Annotated in this window: 13 protein-coding genes and 1 pseudogene; 4 read left to right on the forward strand and 10 right to left on the reverse strand. The window is 62.3% G+C overall.

Annotated elements, in window-relative coordinates; translation table 11 throughout:
- The first annotated feature begins 7 nt into the window (after positions 1 to 7).
- From dxs to ACZIYR_RS00280, 3 genes are all read left to right on the forward strand, one after another.
- Positions 8 to 1,960: a 1-deoxy-D-xylulose-5-phosphate synthase gene (gene dxs, locus ACZIYR_RS00270; RefSeq protein WP_483527810.1), complete on the forward strand. Its 1,953-nt coding sequence runs from the start codon at positions 8 to 10 to the stop codon at positions 1,958 to 1,960.
- Between the two features lie 451 nt (positions 1,961 to 2,411).
- Entirely contained in the window at positions 2,412 to 3,602 is a 1,191-nt protein-coding gene (locus ACZIYR_RS00275) for a DUF898 family protein (RefSeq protein ID WP_483527811.1), read from the forward strand.
- Positions 3,599 to 4,720 carry a M48 family metallopeptidase gene (locus tag ACZIYR_RS00280; RefSeq protein ID WP_483527812.1) on the forward strand — a complete coding sequence of 374 codons (1,122 nt, stop codon included), beginning with the start codon at positions 3,599 to 3,601 and terminating at the stop codon, positions 4,718 to 4,720. Before ACZIYR_RS00275 ends, ACZIYR_RS00280 begins: the two co-directional genes overlap by 4 nt.
- A 137-nt stretch (positions 4,721 to 4,857) precedes the next feature.
- On the opposite strand, the gene ACZIYR_RS00285 is transcribed toward ACZIYR_RS00280, so the two are convergent.
- The 5 genes from ACZIYR_RS00285 to ACZIYR_RS00305 all read right to left on the reverse strand — a co-directional run bounded on the left by ACZIYR_RS00285 (position 4,858) and on the right by ACZIYR_RS00305 (position 11,342).
- Positions 4,858 to 5,241, reverse strand: coding sequence for a hypothetical protein (locus tag ACZIYR_RS00285; protein ID WP_483527813.1), 384 nt, complete (start codon positions 5,239 to 5,241; stop codon positions 4,858 to 4,860).
- Between the two features lie 70 nt (positions 5,242 to 5,311).
- A complete protein-coding gene (locus tag ACZIYR_RS00290; protein WP_483527814.1) occupies positions 5,312 to 5,896 on the reverse strand; it encodes a hypothetical protein in 585 nt (194 codons plus the stop codon).
- Positions 5,897 to 6,071: 175 nt separating this feature from the next.
- Positions 6,072 to 7,430, reverse strand: a complete 1,359-nt coding sequence (locus tag ACZIYR_RS00295) for an IS1380 family transposase (RefSeq protein WP_483527815.1) — start codon at positions 7,428 to 7,430, stop codon at positions 6,072 to 6,074.
- A gap of 45 nt (positions 7,431 to 7,475) precedes the next feature.
- Positions 7,476 to 8,183, reverse strand: coding sequence for a PQQ-binding-like beta-propeller repeat protein (locus ACZIYR_RS00300; protein ID WP_483527816.1), 708 nt, complete (start codon positions 8,181 to 8,183; stop codon positions 7,476 to 7,478).
- Positions 8,184 to 8,216: 33 nt separating this feature from the next.
- A complete protein-coding gene (locus ACZIYR_RS00305; protein WP_483527817.1) occupies positions 8,217 to 11,342 on the reverse strand; it encodes an RHS repeat-associated core domain-containing protein in 3,126 nt (1,041 codons plus the stop codon).
- 74 nt (positions 11,343 to 11,416) lie between these two features.
- On the opposite strand from ACZIYR_RS00305, the gene ACZIYR_RS00310 reads away from it, so the two are divergent.
- Entirely contained in the window at positions 11,417 to 11,584 is a 168-nt protein-coding gene (locus ACZIYR_RS00310; RefSeq protein ID WP_483527818.1) for a hypothetical protein, read from the forward strand.
- Between the two features lie 134 nt (positions 11,585 to 11,718).
- Here ACZIYR_RS00310 and ACZIYR_RS00315 read toward each other — a convergent pair whose 3' ends face one another.
- The 5 genes and pseudogenes from ACZIYR_RS00315 to ACZIYR_RS00335 form a co-directional block, all read right to left on the reverse strand.
- On the reverse strand, positions 11,719 to 12,174 hold the full coding sequence (locus ACZIYR_RS00315; RefSeq protein ID WP_483527819.1) for a hypothetical protein: 456 nt from the start codon (positions 12,172 to 12,174) through the stop codon (positions 11,719 to 11,721).
- On the reverse strand, positions 12,152 to 15,250 hold the full coding sequence (locus ACZIYR_RS00320) for an RHS repeat-associated core domain-containing protein (RefSeq protein WP_483527820.1): 3,099 nt from the start codon (positions 15,248 to 15,250) through the stop codon (positions 12,152 to 12,154). The genes ACZIYR_RS00315 and ACZIYR_RS00320 overlap by 23 nt, the downstream gene beginning before the upstream one ends.
- Entirely contained in the window at positions 15,250 to 15,933 is a 684-nt protein-coding gene (locus ACZIYR_RS00325; protein WP_483529032.1) for a DUF6531 domain-containing protein, read from the reverse strand. Before ACZIYR_RS00325 ends, ACZIYR_RS00320 begins: the two co-directional genes overlap by 1 nt.
- A gap of 36 nt (positions 15,934 to 15,969) precedes the next feature.
- Positions 15,970 to 17,976, reverse strand: a pseudogene (locus ACZIYR_RS00330) (type VI secretion system Vgr family protein); the annotation flags it as partial.
- Between the two features lie 274 nt (positions 17,977 to 18,250).
- A complete protein-coding gene (locus tag ACZIYR_RS00335) occupies positions 18,251 to 19,144 on the reverse strand; it encodes an ankyrin repeat domain-containing protein (RefSeq protein WP_483527821.1) in 894 nt (297 codons plus the stop codon).
- Between the last annotated feature and the right edge of the window lie 13 nt (positions 19,145 to 19,157).

Here is a 19,157-nt window from a genome sequence, read left to right on the forward strand (position 1 = left end):
TGCCCACATGAAGCTCTACGACGACATTCCCGCCGAGCGCCCGGCCACGCCGCTGCTCGACACCCTGGACACGCCGGCCGCGTTGCGGGCCATGAACGCCGGCCAGCTGGCGCAGGTGGCCGACGAACTGCGCGCCTACCTGCTCTACAGCGTGGGAGTCTCCGGCGGCCACTTCGGCGCCGGCCTGGGGGTGGTGGAGCTCACCGTGGCCCTGCATCACGCCCTGGAGACGCCCCACGACCGGCTGGTGTGGGACGTGGGCCACCAGGCCTACCCGCACAAGATTCTCACCGGACGCCGCGAGGCGATGCCCAGCATTCGCCAGTACGGGGGGCTGGCCGCCTTTCCACGGCGTGCCGAATCCGAGTTCGACACCTTCGGCGTCGGTCACTCCAGCACCTCGATCTCGGCGGCGCTGGGCATGGCCCTGGCGGCGCGGACCCAGGGCGAGCGGCGCCGGGTCTGCGCGGTGATCGGCGACGGCGCCCTGACCGCGGGCATGGCCTTCGAAGCGCTGGCCCACGCCGGTCACCTGGACGCCAACCTGCTGGTGGTGCTCAACGACAATGAGATGTCGATCTCCGAGAACGTCGGCGGCATCGCCAGCTACCTGGCCAGCATTTTGGCCAGCAAGCCCTATCTCGCCATGCGCGAGGAGGGCAAGAAGGTGTTGGCGCACCTGCCCGGGGCACTGGAGCTGGCGCGGCGCACCGAGGAGCACATGAAGGGCATGGTCAGCCCGGCCACCCTGTTCGAGGAGATGGGCTTCAACTACATCGGTCCCCTCGACGGCCATGACCTGCCGACGCTGGCACAGACGCTGCGCAATATCCGCGACCTGGAGGGGCCCCAGTTCCTGCACGTCAAGACCTGCAAGGGCCGCGGCTTCCTGCCCGCCGAGGCCGACCCCATCGGCTATCACGCCATCACCAAGCTGGAGAAGAACGGCGACACCCCGCCCAAGAAGGCGTCGTCCAGCGATGCCATGCGCCCGAAGCCGCGCAACGATGTATTGCGCCCGAAGCCGCGCAAGTTTTGCAACGTCTTCGGCGACTGGATCTGCGACATGGCCGCCGCCGACGAGCGGCTGATCGGCATCACCCCGGCGATGCGCGAGGGCTCGGACCTGGTGCGCTTCTCCCGGGAGTACCCGGAGCGCTACTTCGACGTGGCCATCGCCGAGCAGCACGCCGTGACGCTGGCCGCCGGCATGGCCTGCGAGGGCGCCAAGCCGGTGGTGGCGATCTACTCCACCTTCCTGCAGCGCGGCTACGATCAGCTGATCCACGACGTGGCGGTGCAGGACCTCGATGTCACCTTCGCCATCGACCGCGCCGGCCTGGTGGGCGAGGACGGCCCCACCCACCACGGCAGCCTGGACCTCTCCTACCTGCGCTGCGTGCCGGGCCTGGTGGTGCTGGCCCCGGCCGACGAGGCGGAGTGCCGGGCCATGCTCAGCGCCGCCTACCACCACCCCGGGCCCGCCGCGGTGCGTTACCCCCGTGGCACCGGCCCCGGCGTCGAGATCCCCGCCCACCTGGAGCCGCTGGCCATCGGCCGGGCCGAGAAGCGCCGCGGGAGTGGCGCCGCCCCGGGTCGCCGGGTGGCCGTGCTGGCCTTCGGCAGCCTCAACGGCCCGGCAACGGCGGTGGCCGAGGCACTGGATGCCACCCACCTCAACATGCGCTCCATCAAGCCGCTGGATCGGGAGGCGGTGCTCGCCGCGGCGGCCCAGCACGACCTGCTGGTGACCCTGGAGGAGAACGTGGTGGCCGGCGGCGCCGGCAGCGCCGTGGGCGAGCTGCTGGCCGCCGAGGGCGTATCCGTCCCGCTGCTTCAGCTCGGCCTGCCCGACGCCTTCGTGGAGCACGGCAAGCCGGCGGAACTGCTCACCGAGTGCGGCCTCGACGCCGCTGGGATCGAGGCCGCGATTCGCGCGCGGCTGGGCGCTTCTTCATAGAGGTACGCCACATGCCTCGCCAGGTCCTCTGATCAGGGTCGTTGGCGGGGCATATCACACGCGGGCTCACACCGTAGGCAATAGCTGAAGACTGGCTGCGTTCGAATGGATGGCGCTGAAGCTCGTCTTCCGCACGGGAGTCGGTCTTCCCTTACGTCGTTTTTTGCCTTGCCACTTCATAGTAAGTGGGTTGAGCGTTTTATTTTATCAATGTAGGAAATAGCATACAGCTCAATCGGAAATCTGCCATATCGCCATACGCATGGCAGTGCTAGTATCGCCAGCCTCGTATTATCCAGTATTGCCAGTGACGAGGTGTTCGACTTGCCTCAGCGCCTGCTTCTTTGCCACGCCTCCTGGCAGTACGCTCTCAGCAGGAAAGCACTTCCAGTGCTGGAGCAGGCAATACTGAGTAAGTGTGATTCATAGCATACGCCAAAAGGAACAAGGCATGAGCTCCAAGGGAACAGTCACTGCTGATTATGACGGAAGCGCAGGAAAGCTTTTTGCTATCTCATTAATTACAAGCCTACTGACCGTTGTGACTGTGGGGATTTATCGGTTCTGGGCGAAAACCAAGATACGGCGATTTTTATGGTCATCCATTAGCATTGGCGGCGACCGGCTCGAGTACACTGGCAATGGGCTGGAAAAGCTGAAGGGGTTCTTGATTGCTATCATCGTAGTGGCCGCTTATCTCTCACTCGTCCAGTTGTTGTTGTTTTTCTTCAATTTCAGCATGTTTCGCAGCATAGGGAGTGAGGCGGATTTGGTCATCATGACCGCTTCGTTTTATCTCAGCCTTGCGTTTCTTACACCTCTGATCTACTTTGCCCAATATCGCGCTAGACGGTATAGAATGGCTCGCACACGGTTCCGTGGAATACGATTCGGCATGGAGCCCGGTGCCTGGGGGTATAGCATCCGTGTGATCGGGCATGGGCTGCTAACCTTGCTCAGCTTGGGAATGCTTTTGCCTCGCCAGACCTATTGGCTGGAAAAGTATCAGACGGATCGGACTTGGTACGGTCAGGTGAAGTTTCATCAGGGCGGCTCCTGGACCCAGCTATACGCTGCTATGCGGCATATCTTTATCGCCCTTTTTCTGGGGCTGCTGTCGGGTGTCGCCATGATCCTGTCATGGCCCACTTTGGGCGCAATTGGCTTTTCCATTGCTGCCATCTGGTGGTCGGCGGGTCTTGTTTACTATAAGGTAAAATCTTTCCAGTACCTGGTGAATACCAAGACGCTAAATGATGAGATTCATTTTTCCAGTAACTTGCGTCCTTCAACGATCATTTCGACAGCCATATTGGGAACGCTCGGGGCCGGCATCGTCTCCCTGCTTTGCATTATGCTCGTGGCAGGGCCGATAGGGTTTTTGATATGGCAGTCCGGTATTAGCACTTCCCTGCTAGGGCTTCTGACCATTACGCTGGTTCCTCTGGCCTACATGTCGGTTCTCATATTGGTTGGCGCCTTGGTGCTGGTGATGGTAGTGCAACCGATAATTTCTCACATTGTAGAAAACACCACAGTGCTACAATCTGATGCACTGGAATCAATCACACAGCGGGTAGCTGATCCGGGTGCTGATGCAGAAGGCTTTGCTGACGTTCTCGATGTTGGAGCGGCAGTGTGAACCATGCTTCCTGCGAAGCCGCCACCCAAGGCCTTTTCTTTGATGGCAAGACTGCCAGGAGGTATCCGGTCCGGCTAACCGCCGGGTCGGGTGTCTTATATGTAGAAGCTGAGGATAAGCAACCTATTATTTGGAAGCTAGAGGCTCTGCGCAAGGTATCTTACCAAGGCGAAGGGCTCATGCTTACGCTATATACATCGAGTGAGGATGAAACGCCACACGACCCAGCCAGGCTGATTGTTACTGATGAAGGGCTCATCCATTGGATACAGCAGAACGCCACCAAGCTGGAGGCGAGGGAAAGCAAGCCTGGCATGCGCCGTAGGCTCATTGTCCTGGCGGGTGCAGCCACGATATCCCTACTTGCCCTAATATTTGTGATTATACCAGCACTCGCGGACCGCCTGGCCACTTACATCCCGCGGGAAAGCGAGGTTGCATTCGGTCAGGCGATGGTGACCCAGTTTCAGGGCATGCTGGGAGGAGCTCAGATTTGTGCCGGTGAAGAAGAGACGGCTGTGCTCAATCGGCTGCTCGCTCGACTGGTGGAGAATCATCCAACGGAATACGATATTCAAGTGCAGGTTCTCGACCATCCCATGGTCAACGCCTTCGCGATGCCAGGCGGGCATATCGTGTTGCTGCGTGGGCTTATAGATGTTGCCGAGTCGCCCGACGAGGTGGCGGGTGTGCTGGCTCATGAGATTGGGCATGTCGAAGCACGGGACCCTACCAGGTTAGCCCTCCGTACGGCGGGTTCGGCTGGAATTTTAGCAATGATTTTAGGCGATGTTGCTGGTGGTGCCGCCATCACGATTCTGGGAGAGACAATGCTTCGTGCCAACTACACCCACGCAGCAGAAGTAAAAGCCGACAAGTATGCTCTTGGGCTTCTCTATTCAGCACGAATCAGCAGCGAACCCTTTGCCGATTTTTTCGATCGGTTGGCGAAGCAAGATGCTGAAGGCTACTGGCTGCCCTCTTACTTTCATACCCATCCTGAAAGCACAGAGCGGGCTGCGCTGGCTCGTAACCATAAAACGGTGACTGACACCGAGCCTTCGCTATCCAAGCGTGACTGGGAAGCACTGAAAAGAATATGTCAGCCAGTAAACTGACAGAGGTTTCATCGAGCGTCCGCCAGAGAGTATGGTGAATTACTTCCCCGGCGGACAGGTGCATCAATATTCTGCTGTAATTATGGGCTGAATGCAGGGCAAGATAACTTCAAGGTTTTTCTCGCAGGGAGGCTTGTTCATATCCTGCCCATGGTTGAAGATAAGATAACGAATATCCCAATATACACGAGTCCCACCAAGGCTCCGCCGAATGCCATATGGGCTGACTCAAGTGCGGCGTTCGTTCGGCTGGTTCCAGAACGTTCAAAAGCGGCAATGTGTCTGCGAGACAGCAGGAATGCGGGCAGGTAGCATGCGGCAGCGACAGCTGCTGCCGGCATCCATCCCACCACGTAGGGGAGAATCCATAACACCACAGGCCCTACTGGAAATAAAATCAAGAAGAATGGGAGCCCCTTCCACTGTTGGTACTCTTCATATGCTTGCTTCTCCGCGATTACCTGCTTCATGATTTTGGGCGTAAAGATAAGAAAGCCAATGATGCCTAATATCGTGTACATGAGGTGTCCTTACTGCTGTGAACAGGAGTTCCCTTCTCTGCCTTCGTTGAAGTATCTGAGGCTGTAAGCTTCATGCTGCGCTCACTGGGTCGCCGGCTGGATGATAAGACTCGGCATACAAAACGGTTAGCGCCACAGCCCCAGCCACATATATCAAGATGTCCAGTGCTGGATGAATTAACAAGTCTGAGGCCAGGTAAAAGACCTTGGAGCCTAGCTGCCCACTCAAAAAGATTACGAAAGAATAGCTGGCAAAGGATATGCAGAAAAAAATGAAGAAGAAGGAATAAATCGCCCACTGGTGACGATGTGTCATGTCGTAGGAGTCCCTCAGCGATATGTCTTTATCAACGGCGATGCCAACGAAGACCAATGAAAGCCTCAATGTGAAAAATAACGCTCCCAGGAAGATGGCTACAGGCAGTACCACCAGCCAGTAGCTATAAAAGACAAGTGGTATTGATACCGATATGAGCATGGCTGGAATCATCCAGGCAATTATGAATACAATATAGTAAAGCAGAAATTTGGTTTCTCGCTTGGAGAATCTCAGGCTTAGGATTCTTGGGGGCTCGCCAAGCATGATGATGCGCTTGGTATTGCCTGATTCCGTGAAGCCAGCGCCGACACTTCCCCTATCACCGCCAGTGCGCATTTTTTGACCTCCGATTCCGTCTCAACTGCCCAATGCATGCCGGTGATGGCCGACCAGGGCGGCGTCGACCGGCGACGGCAGCCCGTTTTGACATGCATAGCTACCCGCCGGGCACGGTGATGCTGGCTGCCGGTGACCGTCAGCCCTCTACGTGATGTCGTTGTCCGACAGACGATCAGCATGGTGTGCCTCGGGGATAGCGAAGGCGGCATCGCAGGGTGTTCAACACCGTCATGCGCCCGATGTCCTGCCCGAAGTCGAGGATGACCTGCCGTGCCTTGTGGATCACGAGAGCCGCGCGATGTACCAACTCTTGGAGCACGGTGCGGATCCGGCGCCGCTTGGCGGGATGGCGCACCGGGCTCAGCTCGCCGGTCATGCCCATCTGGCCCATCAGCCGCAGGATGTTGTAGGCCAGCTGGGCGAGGTGCAGAATCAGATCATTGGTGGCGAACTTTCCCGACGGCAGCCGCTCCAGGTCGAGATCGGTCTTGATCTCGCTGTGAAACTGCTCATGAGTGGCATGCGCCTGGTAGCGTTTGATCACCGCCTCCGGCGCCTCGTCCAGGCTGGTCCACCAGCCTTCCAGCTCATACTCCGGTTCGAGCAGTAACTGGCCATCGTGATCGGCGGTGCGCTCCACCAGGCGCATCACGCGCTTGAGCTCGTACTCAGACCGACCATCGCGGATCGAGACGGTCTGCGTCCATAGTGCCTGGCGCTTTCCGGGGCGCAATTCTTCCCAATAGTCCGCCGCCACGGCCAGCCAGGTGTCCTGATCGGCCGTGGCCGAGTCCCGCGGGTTCCATTTGACGAGGTAGTCCAGCCGGCGGCCCTCCTCGGCAAAGGCCAGCCGCTGCCGTTCGAGAAGGGCCAGGTGCGCTTGGCTGTCGAAGCCGCTGTCCTCACGCAGCAAGATAGGTCGCTCGGTCAGGCCTTGGGCGCGGGGCAGCACCCGCTCCAGGAAGGCGTTGCTCTCCTTCATGGTGTGCTGCTTGCCGGGACGCAGTTCCAGGCCCAGACACCACCCTTCGTTGCCCAGGTAGGCGGCGATTGGGGTGTAGCCGTCGACCTTCTTGTAGGTCCGCGAGACGCCTTCCTTCTTCGAGTTGCTGTTGTCCATGACGAAGGTGTCGATGTCGAGGCAGACATGTGTCGTCTCGGCGGTGATCGGTGCCTCCACCAGCGACAGCAGGGTGGTGGACCAGGTGGCGGTGCGTGCCTGCAGGTCGTTGGCGGCAAGCTTCTCCAGCCGCTGTCGCAGCGTCGCCGTGCTCGGCACCTTCTGCAGGGTCAGCAGTTGCTGGAAGGGCTTGTCGCGACGGAAGTTTTCGATGGCATCATAGTCGCTCATGCCCAGGCACAGCAGGCCCAGGTAGCTCTTGACCACGTCGCTGGTGCGCATGCCCAGCGTGGTGGGGAAGCGGCTGTCGATGCTGTCGACGCCGGCGATCTCGAGGCACTGCCCGATGATGGATAGCCCGGCGTGGCTGGTAAGGGTGCGGCGACTGGCGCGGAATTTGACGTTGGGCATGGATGGAACTGTCTGGGTGAACGGCGATATCAGCTATATTGCCATTCAGGTCAGTGAGTTAGAAGCATTTCGGGTGGCTGACCTCACGGATTCAGGTGGTGAGAAAGAATAAATCGTCTGCGAAGCATCCTGAAGGTAAAGAGAGGTATTAGAAATCAGTGGTTGCCCTCGCCCCCCTTGGATTGGAAGTCTCCATATTTCTTCTCCTGAATCAATGCTTAATGAGAACAAATGAGAAGACATTGATACTAGAAATACCATATTGTTGTGAATTGTAGGGGAGTCCATTCCTGAGCGATCATCGGTTTCAAACTTCCAACGTTCTTCTCCTGTGAGCCGATCAATCGCCATCAAGTAACTCTCATCGTCGTCCCTGGAGAAACGGCGCCCTACCAGAAGCAGGTCTTCGTTTACAGTGATTTCGAAGCTAGGCTGTCCGCCTAGATCTATTTCCCATATTGGAGAGCCATCATTCTTATTTAGTGCATAAACACTCTCTTCGAAATCGACAAAATAAACCATGCCATCATACACTAAAGGAGTGCTTACCACGGGCGCGCCTGCATCAAACTTCCATACTAACGTTGGTTCTTCTTCTGGCCCAGCGTCATGGTAAACCCCAGTTCTTTCCAAATTAGCCTGAAACATTACGGAATCAGCTGCTGCCAAGGAGGAAGCCATTAATAGCATTAATATGGAAAACAACCTCAGGGCCATTGATACATGTAATGAAGCATGCTTTTCAGTGATCATGGTGTATTCCTGTATAGTCCTGGTCTGCTACTGTTATCTTCGGCCGCTTGGGATTTCCAGGTCGCCAATGGAAGGTTCAATGCAGCTCCTGGATATCTCCGTCAGTTGTTCGTCGATAGTTGAGTGCCGAGAAGCATTCTCTCGAGCGATTTCCAAGGCCCTTTCGTGATAGCTTCTATCTGCTCGGTCCAGACAAGCATTAAACTCACCCTCATAAGGGAGACCCAGGCGTTCTCGATTGTCTTTGTCACTTTCACATCCACGAATCTGTCCTGCTCTTGCCTCTTCAGCCATTTCGATTTGCTGCTCCACAATAGGAGGTAACTGAGACACGCTTCTGCTCATTGCAATATATTGGGCAGCACACCAGGCATCATTTCTAACCTTTTCTGCTGTGTGAACAGTTATCATTGCCGCTCTAGCCTGAGGGCTAAACAACCCCAGCGGATCCACCATGCCGGTGGGGTTGGTCACGTAACCATACAGGTTGGTGCCGCCATTCAGGCCAATCGGGTCCTGGCTGATATAGCGGCCTTGCTGGGGGTCGTAGTAGCGGTGGCGGTTGTAGTAGAGGCCCGATTCCTCGTCGTGCCACTGGCCCTGGAAGCGAATGGGCTGGGCGGTGGTGCCTTGCTCGTGGGTGACGGCGGCCCAGTCATGGGGCTGGGCGTGCCACAGGGTCTCGCCCTGGGGTGTGACCAGGCGCAGCGGGGTGCCCAGGGCGTCGGTGATGTAGGCGCCGATCCGTTTCGTTGCGCCATCGCCGGCTTGGTCGATTCTCAGCATGGGCACGAAGGTGCCCGGTTCGTAGACCACGGTGGTGCGCTGATGGTCGGTTTCCTCATGCACCAGGCGGTCGCCGTCCCAGCCGTAGCGGTGGGTGGCGGTGGTGCCGTTGGCGTGGCGCACGCGCTTGCCGATGCGCCGGCCCAGGGCGTCGTAGCGGTAAGTGGCTTCGCGGGTATGGCCGTAGGCGCTGGTGTGGGTCAGCGTGACCAGACGGTTGGCGCCGTCGTAGCCCAGGGTCAGGCGTTCGCCGTCGGGGGCCTCGCGCTCGATCAGGTTGCCGGCGCCGTCGTGGCGGTAGCGGTTGCCGCCGAGCTGGGTGAGGCGGTTATCGGCTTTCACACTGGCGGTGCCGTCCAGACGATTACCGGCGGCGTCCATCGGGTAGCGGTGGGCGTGGTCGCCGTGTTGGCTGGCGATCAGTCGCCCGGCCGGGTCGTAGCGGTAGGCGATGGTACTGGCCTGGCCCTGGCCCTGCTGGGTGCGGAAGGTCATCCGGCCGAGGGCGTCGTACTGGTAATGCTGCTTGCCCTGAGCGCCGCCCGTGCTGTTGAGGCTCAACTGGGCGATCTGGCCGAGGGCGGTATAGCCGCGCTCCAGAATCAGCGGTTGGGCGTGATCGGCGCTATGCAGGCTACGCCGGGTCTCGCGGTGCAGGGCATCCGGTTCCAGGGCGATCTCCAGGCCGAGCTCGCTGGCCAGCAGGCCATGCAGGTGGCCACTGCCGTAGGTGAGCCAGTTGAGCTCGGGCAGGTCGCCGAAGCGGCTGGCCTGGGGCGCGCCGGTGGCGGTGAGCTGATGCTGGTATTGCCACTGCCAACCGCTATCTCCTTCTAAGCCGGCATGCCGCTGCTGTTCACCGCTTGGGCGGCCCGCCTCGTCGAAGACGAACGTGACCTCGCCATGGGCATTCTCGGCGCCGGCCAGCTGGCCATCGGTGCGCCAGTGGTAGCGCTCCGTCGTGGCCGGGGCGGCGTCGGTCTCGGGCAGATGACGGGCGATCAGCCGGCCGTTGGCGTCGTAATCAAAACGGGTGACCAGCGGCTGGCCATCGGGGCCCGCGCGGTTGACTTCCGTGCGTTCGATCAACTGGCCGGCGGCATCATAGGCATAGCGCTGTTCGCGGCCGTCGGGGCCGGTCTCACTGATCAGGCGGTCCATGGCGTCGTAGGCGAAGCGGTAGACCGCGCCATTGCCCAGGGTCAGCTCGCCGAGGCGCCCGGCCTCGTCATAGGCCAGGGTGGTGTGGCTGCCGTCGGCATCGATCCGCTGGGCGGGGCGGCCGTGCTCGTCATAGAAGAGCTGCTGACGGTAACCCTGGGGACCCTCGACCTCCATCAGACGCCCCTGGGCGTCGTGGTGGTGGTGCCAGTGGCTGCCGTCGGGCAACTGGGTGGACTGGCGCCGGCCCATGACGTCATGGGTGGTGCGGGTGGTCTCACCCAGGGCATTGGTAACGCTGGCCAGATGGCCGCGGGCGTCATGGGCGTAGCTGGTGCGCCGCTCGGAGCAGTCGGTCTCCGCCGCCAGTTGGCCCAGGGCGTTCCATTCGAGGCGCCGGGTGGCGCCCTGCGCATCGGTGACGGCGGTGGGCCGGTTGGGTAGGCGTTCATCTTCGTAGGCCAGGGTGGTGGTGCCCTCGGGGCCGGTAATTTCAACCGGGTGACCAAGGGGGTTGCGCTGGATCTGCCAGTGCAGGCCTTCGGGGCCTTCGATACGAATGGGCTGCCCCAGGGCGTCGTGTTCGATGGACCAGCGGCTGCCGTCCGGGGCGCTCTGGGCAATCACTTGCCCTGCCTCGTCGCGTTCGAGCTCACTCTCCCGGCCCAGCGGGTCGAGGGTGGCGATCTGGCGTCCGGCGCGGTCGTAGCGGAACTCGATCACCGAGCCGTCGGCGCGGGTATGGGCGGTCCAGCGCTGGCCGGGGCCGGCGCCGACGAAGTGGTAGCGCTCCTCGCGGCCGAGGCTATCGGTGACGCGGGTGTGATCGGGATGGTAGGCGTAGGCGCGCGCCAGGCCGCCGGCCTCCTGCTGGCCGATCACCCGGCCATCGGGGGCGTGGCGATCCCAGCTGTAGTGGGCCTCGAGGCCGCCGGGCACCCGGTGGGCGACGAGCATATGCGCCTGCCACTCGAACTCGCGGACCACCTCGCCATGGCGGTGGCGCACGGCGATCAGGTCGCCGGCGGGGCTATAGGAGTAGCGCACCAGCCACTCGTCCTGGGCGCTGCCGTCGTGTTCCTGGATCAGCTTGACGCCCATCAGGCGCTGTCCGCGGTCGCCGCGGCCGAACTCGCTGACCACGCCATGGAGGTGGCGCAGCGGCGGCTCGCCGTCTTCCCAGACGACCAGGGTGGCGTTGCGCTCGAGCACCTCGGCGGGGCCGAGGTCGGGGTCGCGGCTGGCCAGGGTGGCCCTGAGCTCGAAGGGGCGGAGAGCCGCTCGCGATGGGTGAAGTCGACCACCGCCAGGTCGGGGATGCCGGCGAGGCTGAGGGTGAACTGGAGTCCGGTGGAATCGGCCATCAGCTGCCCTCCCCGCTGGCGGAGCCGATCACCACGCCGCCGCAGTCCACGGCGTGGCCGGTGAGGGCGGCGAGCAGGAAGCAAGGATAAAAAAAGACGCATCATCTCCTCGAAGCGTTGGCAAGGCGGCCGTTCGGCCACGCTACCGCCGGGGAAGGCAGCGAGGTGCCTTCCCTGGCGAGTGGTGCATGGGGCAACATCCGTGTTGCGCTTATTCGTTGAATTCAGGGTTGATAGCCCCTTTCGCCATCTACCCACGAATCACCGTAGACCTCTATAGTGTCCCTTCCAGGTTCAAACGTCCCAGGGTCCACTTCCATGGGAGGAACGTCATTAAAATTATTTGCAAAGTACGCAACAATGTTCTCAGCAAACTCGTAACGCCTGTCGCACATCCCGGAAAATTGAAGGTAGTAATACTCCCTCCCTTCTCCTTTGACCGATCCACTTGGGCCTGAGACAGGGCTTTCAAAGCCGAGGGTTTCATGGTATGCGCGCGCCGCCTCTGGTAAAACGCGATTCTGTACTGTAAGCCTCCTGTCCGTATCGTATCCGGACCAGTCAATATTGATTCTGGCAATGCAGTCAGCCCTATAGTATTTATTCGTTTCCTGGCTGCATCCAAGTAATGCAAATACGGCCAGGATCAGCGGTGCTTTATTCAATACATTGGTAGACACGAATCTGAGGCTCCCCGCAGTTATCGCATGACTTTTGTTGGTTAGGTATAGACACTGTCCAGTCCGATGGTGAAGGGTTGTTGAATACCTTACTGGTTCCACCTCCTGCCGGGAGGCCACTCAATGCTCCTGAGTGAACTGGATAAACGCCAGGAACAGGATCCCCATTTTCGTCAATAGTGCTAAAAGTAGCCTCATAGTGGAATGAATTCACATGAAGCGCTGCTCGAGCATCGGCTCCCCTTAGCCTTACTAATGAGCCGTCCACACCTCTAGCAGTAACTGCTTTTCCATATCCAGTCACTGATTCAACATGCTCCCAGCTACGACATCCCCCAACTCCTCCCCGCTGATTCTCCATTCCTGTTTCGGATTGACTTTGGACGCCAGGAAAGCTGGGTACGCGAACTCCGGCACCAAACGGCTCTAAATGATGCATATTTGCCCCGATTAGCCCCAGCGGATCCACCATGCCGGTCGGGTTGGTGACGTAGCCGTACAGGTTGGTGCCGCCGTTCAGGCCAATCGGGTCCTGGGTGATGTAGCGGCCTTGCTGCGGGTCGTAGTAGCGGTGGCGGTTGTAGTAGAGGCCGCTCTCTTCGTCGTGCCACTGGCCCTGGAAGCGAATGGGCTGGGCGGTGGTGCCTTGCTCGTGGGTGACCGCGGCCCAGTCGTCGGGGTCGGCGTGCCATAGGGTCTCGCCCTGGGGCGTGACCAGGCGCAGCGGGGTGCCCAGGGCGTCGGTGATGTAGGCGCCGATCCGCTTTGCTGCGCTATCGCCGGCTTGGTCGATTCTTAGCATGGGCACGAAGGTGCCGGGTTCGTAGACCACGGTGGTGCGTTGGCGGTCGGTTTCTTCATGCACCAGGCGGTCGCCGTCCCAGCCGTAGTGGTGGGTGGCGGTGGTGCCGTTGGCGTGGCGCACGGTCTTGGCGATGCGCCGGCCCAGGGCGTCGTAGCGGTAAGTGGCTTCGCGGGTATGGCCGTAGGCGCTGGTGTGGGTCAGCCGGACCAGGCGGTTGGCGCCGTCGTAGCCCAGGGTCAGGCGTTCGCCGTCGGGGGCCTCGCGTTCGATCAGGTTGCCGGCGCCGTCATGGCGGTAGCGGCTGCCGTCAAGCTGGGTGAGGCGGTTGTCGGCTTTCACACTGGCGGTGCCGTCCAGACGATTGCCGGCGGCGTCCATCGGGTAGCGGTGGGCGTGGTCGCCGTGCTGGCTGGCGATCAGTCGCCCGGCCGGGTCGTAGCGGTAGGCGATGGTGCTGGCCTGACCCTGGCCCTGCTGGGTGCGGAAGGTCATCCGCCCCAGGGCGTCGTACTGGTAGTGCTGCTCGGCGCTACGGCCGGGCCCGCCCAGGCTGAGATGGGCGATCTGGCCGAGGGCGGTATAGCCGCGCTCCAGGATCAGCGGCTGGGGGCTGCCGTTGGCGTCCGGCGCGCTGAGGTGGAAACGCCGCCGGGTCTCGCGGTGCAGGGCGTCGGGTTCCAGGGCGATCTCCAGGCTGAGCCCGGTGGCCAGCAGGCCATGCAGGTGGCCGCTGCCGTAGGTCAGCCAACTCAGTTCGGGCAGGTCGCCGAACTGGCTGGCCTGGGGGGCGCCGGTGGCGGTCAGGGTGTGCCGGTGTTGCCACTGCCAGCCGTGTGCGCCGCCGTGGCCGACGTGGTGCTGGCGTTCACCGCTTGGCCGCCCCGCCTCGTCGAAGACGAACGTGACCTCGCCATGGGCATTCTCGGCGCCGGCCAGCTGGCCATCGGTGCGCCAGTGGTAGCGCTCCGTCGTGGCCGGGGCGGCGTCGGTCTCGGGCAGATGACGGGCGATCAGCCGGCCGTTGGCGTCGTAATCAAAACGGGTGACCAGCGGCTGGCCATCGGGGCCCGCGCGGTTGACTTCCGTGCGTTCGATCAACTGGCCGGCGGCATCATAGGCATAGCGCTGTTCGCGGCCGTCGGGGCCGGTCTCACTGATCAGGCGGTCCATGGCGTCGTAGGCGAAGCGGTAGACCGCGCCATTGCCCAGGGTCAGCTCGCCGAGGCGCCCGGCCTCGTCATAGGCCAGGGTGGTGTGGCTGCCGTCGGCATCGATCCGCTGGGCGGGGCGGCCGTGCTCGTCATAGAAGAGCTGCTGACGGTAACCCTGGGGACCCTCGACCTCCATCAGACGCCCCTGGGCGTCGTGGTGGTGGTGCCAGTGGCTGCCGTCGGGCAACTGGGTGGACTGGCGCCGGCCCATGACGTCATGGGGGGTGCGGGTGGTCTCACCCAAGGCGTTGGTGACGCTGGCCAGATGGCCGCGGGCGTCATGGGCGTAGCTGGTGCGCCGCTCGGAGCAGTCGGTCTCCGCCGCCAGTTGGCCCAGGGCGTTCCATTCGAGGCGCCGGGTGGCGCCCTGCGCATCGGTGACGGCGGTGGGGCGGTCGGGCAGGCGTTCGTCCTCGTAGGCCAGGGTGGTGGTGCCCTCGGGGCCGCTGATCGCCACGGGATGACCGCGCTCGTTTCGCTCGATCTGCCAGTGCAGGCCTTCGGGGCCTTCGACGCGAATGGGCTGCCCCAGGGCGTCGCGCGCGATGGCCCAGCGGCTGCCGTCCGGGGCGGTCTGGGCGATCACCTGGCCCTGGTCATCCCGCTCCATCGCGGTCTCGCGGCCCAGCGGGTCGAGGGTGGCGATCTGGCGTCCGGCGCGGTCGTAGCGGAACTCGATGCGTGAGCCGTCGGCGCGGGTATGGGCGGTCCAGCGCTGGCCGGGGCCGGCGCCGACGAAGTGGTAGCGCTCCTCGCGGCCGAGGCTATCGGTGACCCGCGTATGATCCGCATGGTAGGCGTAGGTGCGCGCCAGGCCACCGGCCTCCTGCTGGCCGATCACCCGGCCGTCGGGGGCGTGGCGATCCCAGCTGTAGTGGGCCTCGAGGCCGCCGGGCACCCGGTGGGCGACGAGCATATGCGCCTGCCACTCGAACTCGCGGACCACCTCGCCATGGCGGTGGCGCACGGCGATCAGGTCGCCGGCGGGGCTATAGGAGTAGCGCACCAGCCACTCGTCCTGGGCGCTGCCGTCGTGTTCCTGGATCAGCTTGACGCCCATCAGGCGCTGTCCGCGTCGCTTTCGGGCAGCAGCGCGTCATAGTCGAAGCGGTAGTGGCGCCCGGCGCTGTCCTCGACCCGCACCAGCAGGTCGGCCTCCCAGGTATAGGTGGTGGCGTACCCGTTACGGTCCAGCTCTTGAATCAGTTGCCAGACGGCGGGCGTGTCTTCCCTGCCGCTATGGCTACTGTCCTCGTCATGCGGTGCGAAGACATAGGTCAGGCCGCTGGCGTCCTGCAGCAAAATGCGCTGCTGATCCTCGCGAAGCGATTCGGGCACGCTGGCCCAACGCACGTCGTCTTGGGCAGCCGTTGGCTCGGCAGCTTCCTCCGGCAGGCTACCCCCACGCCGCAGCCAGAGCTGCTCGGTGGGCGAGTGGCGCGCCTGGCCCGGGGCCAGGGGGCCGAAGGTGATATCGCGGCCCTGGGCGTCGTGGATCACGCAGGCGTCGTCGTTGAGGGTGAGCGACAGGCCCTCGCCGGGCACGGACCAGCCCTGGCCCAGCACGCCGATGCGCGCGTTGCAGGAGAGATACCCGCGGCTGAACACGAAGGGTCGCGGCGCCGGCAGGGCGACGTCGGTCTCGGCGGGCAGCAGCTTGGCGCCGAGCAGCGGGTTGACCGGGCTGCCCACGGCGGGCGCGCAGGCGCTGCAGCGGTTGGCCAGGCCGTCGGCGATATCCACCGCGTCCAGGTCCAGCGGCGTGGCGGCGACGATCTCGCTTTCCAACAATGGCGTCTGGTGAGGCGCGAGGGTCACGTCCTCGCTGGTCTCCGGGGTGGCCTCGCCGGGCAGGCGCGGCAGCACCACGGCCTGGCCGCGGCCCCGCCCGGGGCTGCCGCCGGAGTTGATGCGCACCTGGCTGCCGACGATGGTCACCCCGGCGCCGTCGAGCTTGATAAAGCTGCCGCCGGCGGCCAGGGTCAGTTCGGCGCCGGCCTCCACCACCACCTGGGTACCGGCCTGGTGGTGGACCTCCTGGCCGGCCTCCACCAGTTGGGCCGTGCCATAGTGCTCATGGCGGGTCTGGTCGACCCGCAGGTGGTCATCGCCCTTCACCTGGGTGTGGCGCTGGCCGTGCACGGTGAGGTGGTCGTCGCCGTGGATCTCGCCGAGGCGGTGGCGCTCGACGGCGAGGTGGCTGTCGCGGCGGATGGTCTCGGTGCGGTCGTTGAGGGTCAGCAGCTCCAGGTCCTTCTGGGCGTGCAGCCAGATCTGCTCGGCGTCGGTCGCATCCTCGAAGCGCAGCTCGTTGAAGCCTTCCGCCTTGTGGCTCTGGGTGCGCAGCACGGTACGGGTCTTGTGCGCGGGCAGCGCATAGGGCGGGGTGTTGACCGCGTGGTAGGTGCGCCCGGTGATGATCGGCTGGTCCGGGTCGCCCTCCAGGAAGCTGACGATCACCTCGTGGCCGATGCGCGGAATGGCCATGGCGCCGTAGCCGCCGCCGGCCCAGCCCTGGCTGACCCGAATCCAGGCACTGGCGGTGTCGTCAGGCTCGGCGTAGCGGTCCCAGGGGAACTGCACCTTGACCCGGCCGTGTTCGTCGCAGTGGATCTCCTCGCCCTCGGGCCCCACCACGAAGGCCACCTGGGGGCCGTCGACCCGGGGCCGGACGGGGGGCTCGGGGCGCCAGACGCGCTCGGCGGGGGCCAGCACCAGCTCGTTATAATAGCGGGTCATCTGGCCCTGGCCAGCCGCCTCCCCCTGGGCGACGCCATCCTCCTCCAGGGCCTGGGGCTGCTCGCCATGATGCACCACCGCCACCACCTGCCAGTCGCGGTTGAGGGCGTCGATATCGTGGTCGGTGAGGGTGAAGCACATTCCCGGGGCCAGTTCCGGCAGGTCGCTCTCGGCCTGGGCGGTATTGGCCTCGGCGCGCAGCGCCTCCAGCCGCACCCGGGTGAAGGGCACCCCGGAGGCGTCCGCCTTGTAGCGGCCCGGATAGTCGAAGTGCTCGTAGTCGTCCCGTTGCGCATGTTCCGCCAGCCCCTCTGCAGCCTGCTCATGAAGCTGGTCATAGGCCGGGTTCTTGAAGGTGTAGTCCTTGAGCGTCACCGCCGCCGGGCGCACCCGTGAGACCTGGCGCAGCTTGCGCACATGGCGGCGCGGCGGGGTGCCGCCGGCGCGGCCGTGGTAGGTGCGCTCGCCCAGGTGGGGCAGCAGCACCGGCGCGTCGGCGAAGATCAGCCGGTGGGCGCCGCCGACCGCGGGCTCGAACTCATGGAAGTAGAAGAGCCCCTCCTCGGCGGCCAGGCGCTCGACGAAGGCCAGGTCGCTCTCGCGGTACTGCACGCAGTACTCGCGCTCCTCGGGCTCGCGGGTCAGGGCGAAGGCCACGTCCGTCAGGCCGCGCTCGTCGCACAGGGTGGCGAGGATGTCCTGGGGCGGGACGTCCTGGAAGATCCGCGAGTTGTGGCGCAGGCCGAGGCGCCACAGCGCCGGGCGGATGACCAGGGTGTAGAAGGTGCGGCGGTGGCCGCGGTCGCCGCGGCCGAACTCGCTGACCACGCCGTGGAGGTGGCGCAGTGGCTCGCCGTCCTCCCAGACGACCAGGGTGGCGTTGCGCTCGAGCACGTCGGCGGGGCCGAGGTCGGGGTCGCGGCTGGCCACGGTGAGCGTCAGGGTGAAGGGCGCCGAGAGGGCCTCGCGATGGGTGAAGTCGACCACCGCCAGGCCGGGGATGCCGGCCAGGCTGAGGGTGAACTGGAGTCCGGTGGAGTCGGCCATCAGCTGCCCTCCCCGCTGGCGGAGCCGATCACCACGCCGCCGCAGTCCACGGCGTGACCGGTGAGGGCGGCGGCGAGCAGGAAGCAAGGATAAGAAAGACGCATCATCTCCTCGAGGCGTTGGCAAGGCGGCCGTTCGGCCACGCTACCGCCGGGGAAGGCAGCGAGGTGCCTTCCCTGGCGAGTGGTGCATGGGGCAACGTCCGTGTTGCGCTTATTCGTTGAATTCAGGGTCCAAAGTGCTGTGGTTATTCTATGAATCCAGGCCTCTCAGTTTAGGGAAATAAATAATATAACTCCTTGATGTTGTGTTCATGAACGACGTACTCTAAAGAATAGCCTTCAGAGCTGGTGTAGTTTATGTCTGCGCCGTGTTCTATTAATGCCTTTACGGCATCAATGTTTCTAACCATGGCTGCGGTTGTCAGGGGGGTGTTGTATGGCGTGTTAACTTCGGCGGTGAAGTTGGGGTCGTGTGGTATTGAAAGGACTCTTTCAAGTTCTGAAATCTTGCTCGCCTTCATTGATGCACTGAATAAAAGGAGGTTCTTTGCTTGATTCCTTTCTTCTCTCGGTGTTGATTCAATGATTTCCAATATAAGCTCTATATCGTTGTCTTTCATTAGCAGAATGTCAAAAAGCGTAGCCCCGTTTGGGGCCGGAGCGGTAAAGTCAGCGCCATACTCTAAAAGCATTCTCATTCCATCAAAGTTATCTATGGTAGCAGCTAGCAGGAGCGGCGTTGAATCAAACTGAGCACCCAGGCATTCGTTTAATTCTACATTTGGATTTGCGCCACTTTCAAGAAGCATAGATAGCGCTTCATTGTTAAATCCCTGTGTTGCTAAAAACACAGGCGTGACTCCCTCGAAATCGGCTGTATCTAGGTCCACGCCATCAGATAGTAATACATTCATTAACTCCAAGTCGTTAACGCCTGCTGCTGCGGATAGAAAACTATAACCACAAGAGTTTTGTGTGTCAGGATCAACTCCACTTGCTAATAACTCAAGCGCCATGGTGTTGCTCTTCTCTTCAAAAAGTTGATTAATGGCAGCTTCTAGCTCAGCGTTGGCTTCGCTATTGTTTGCACAGGTGCACTGGGCTTTTGATGGGTTGGCCACTGAAAGCAATAATAGAAAAAGCAATGCATTTAATTTTTTCTTCATGTGGTTCTCCATA

Source organism: Billgrantia sp. NRB1 (assembly GCF_056921725.1).

Coding starts and splice junctions, on each gene's coding strand:
- dxs (WP_483527810.1), top strand. CDS start 8: ATGAAGCTCTACGACGACATTCCCGCCGAGCGCCCGGCCACGCCGCTG.
- ACZIYR_RS00275 (WP_483527811.1), top strand. CDS start 2,412: ATGAGCTCCAAGGGAACAGTCACTGCTGATTATGACGGAAGCGCAGGA.
- ACZIYR_RS00285 (WP_483527813.1), bottom strand. CDS start 5,241: ATGTACACGATATTAGGCATCATTGGCTTTCTTATCTTTACGCCCAAA.
- ACZIYR_RS00290 (WP_483527814.1), bottom strand. CDS start 5,896: ATGCGCACTGGCGGTGATAGGGGAAGTGTCGGCGCTGGCTTCACGGAA.
- ACZIYR_RS00295 (WP_483527815.1), bottom strand. CDS start 7,430: ATGCCCAACGTCAAATTCCGCGCCAGTCGCCGCACCCTTACCAGCCAC.
- ACZIYR_RS00300 (WP_483527816.1), bottom strand. CDS start 8,183: ATGATCACTGAAAAGCATGCTTCATTACATGTATCAATGGCCCTGAGG.
- ACZIYR_RS00310 (WP_483527818.1), top strand. CDS start 11,417: ATGGGTGAAGTCGACCACCGCCAGGTCGGGGATGCCGGCGAGGCTGAG.
- ACZIYR_RS00320 (WP_483527820.1), bottom strand. CDS start 15,250: ATGGGCGTCAAGCTGATCCAGGAACACGACGGCAGCGCCCAGGACGAG.
- ACZIYR_RS00335 (WP_483527821.1), bottom strand. CDS start 19,144: ATGAAGAAAAAATTAAATGCATTGCTTTTTCTATTATTGCTTTCAGTG.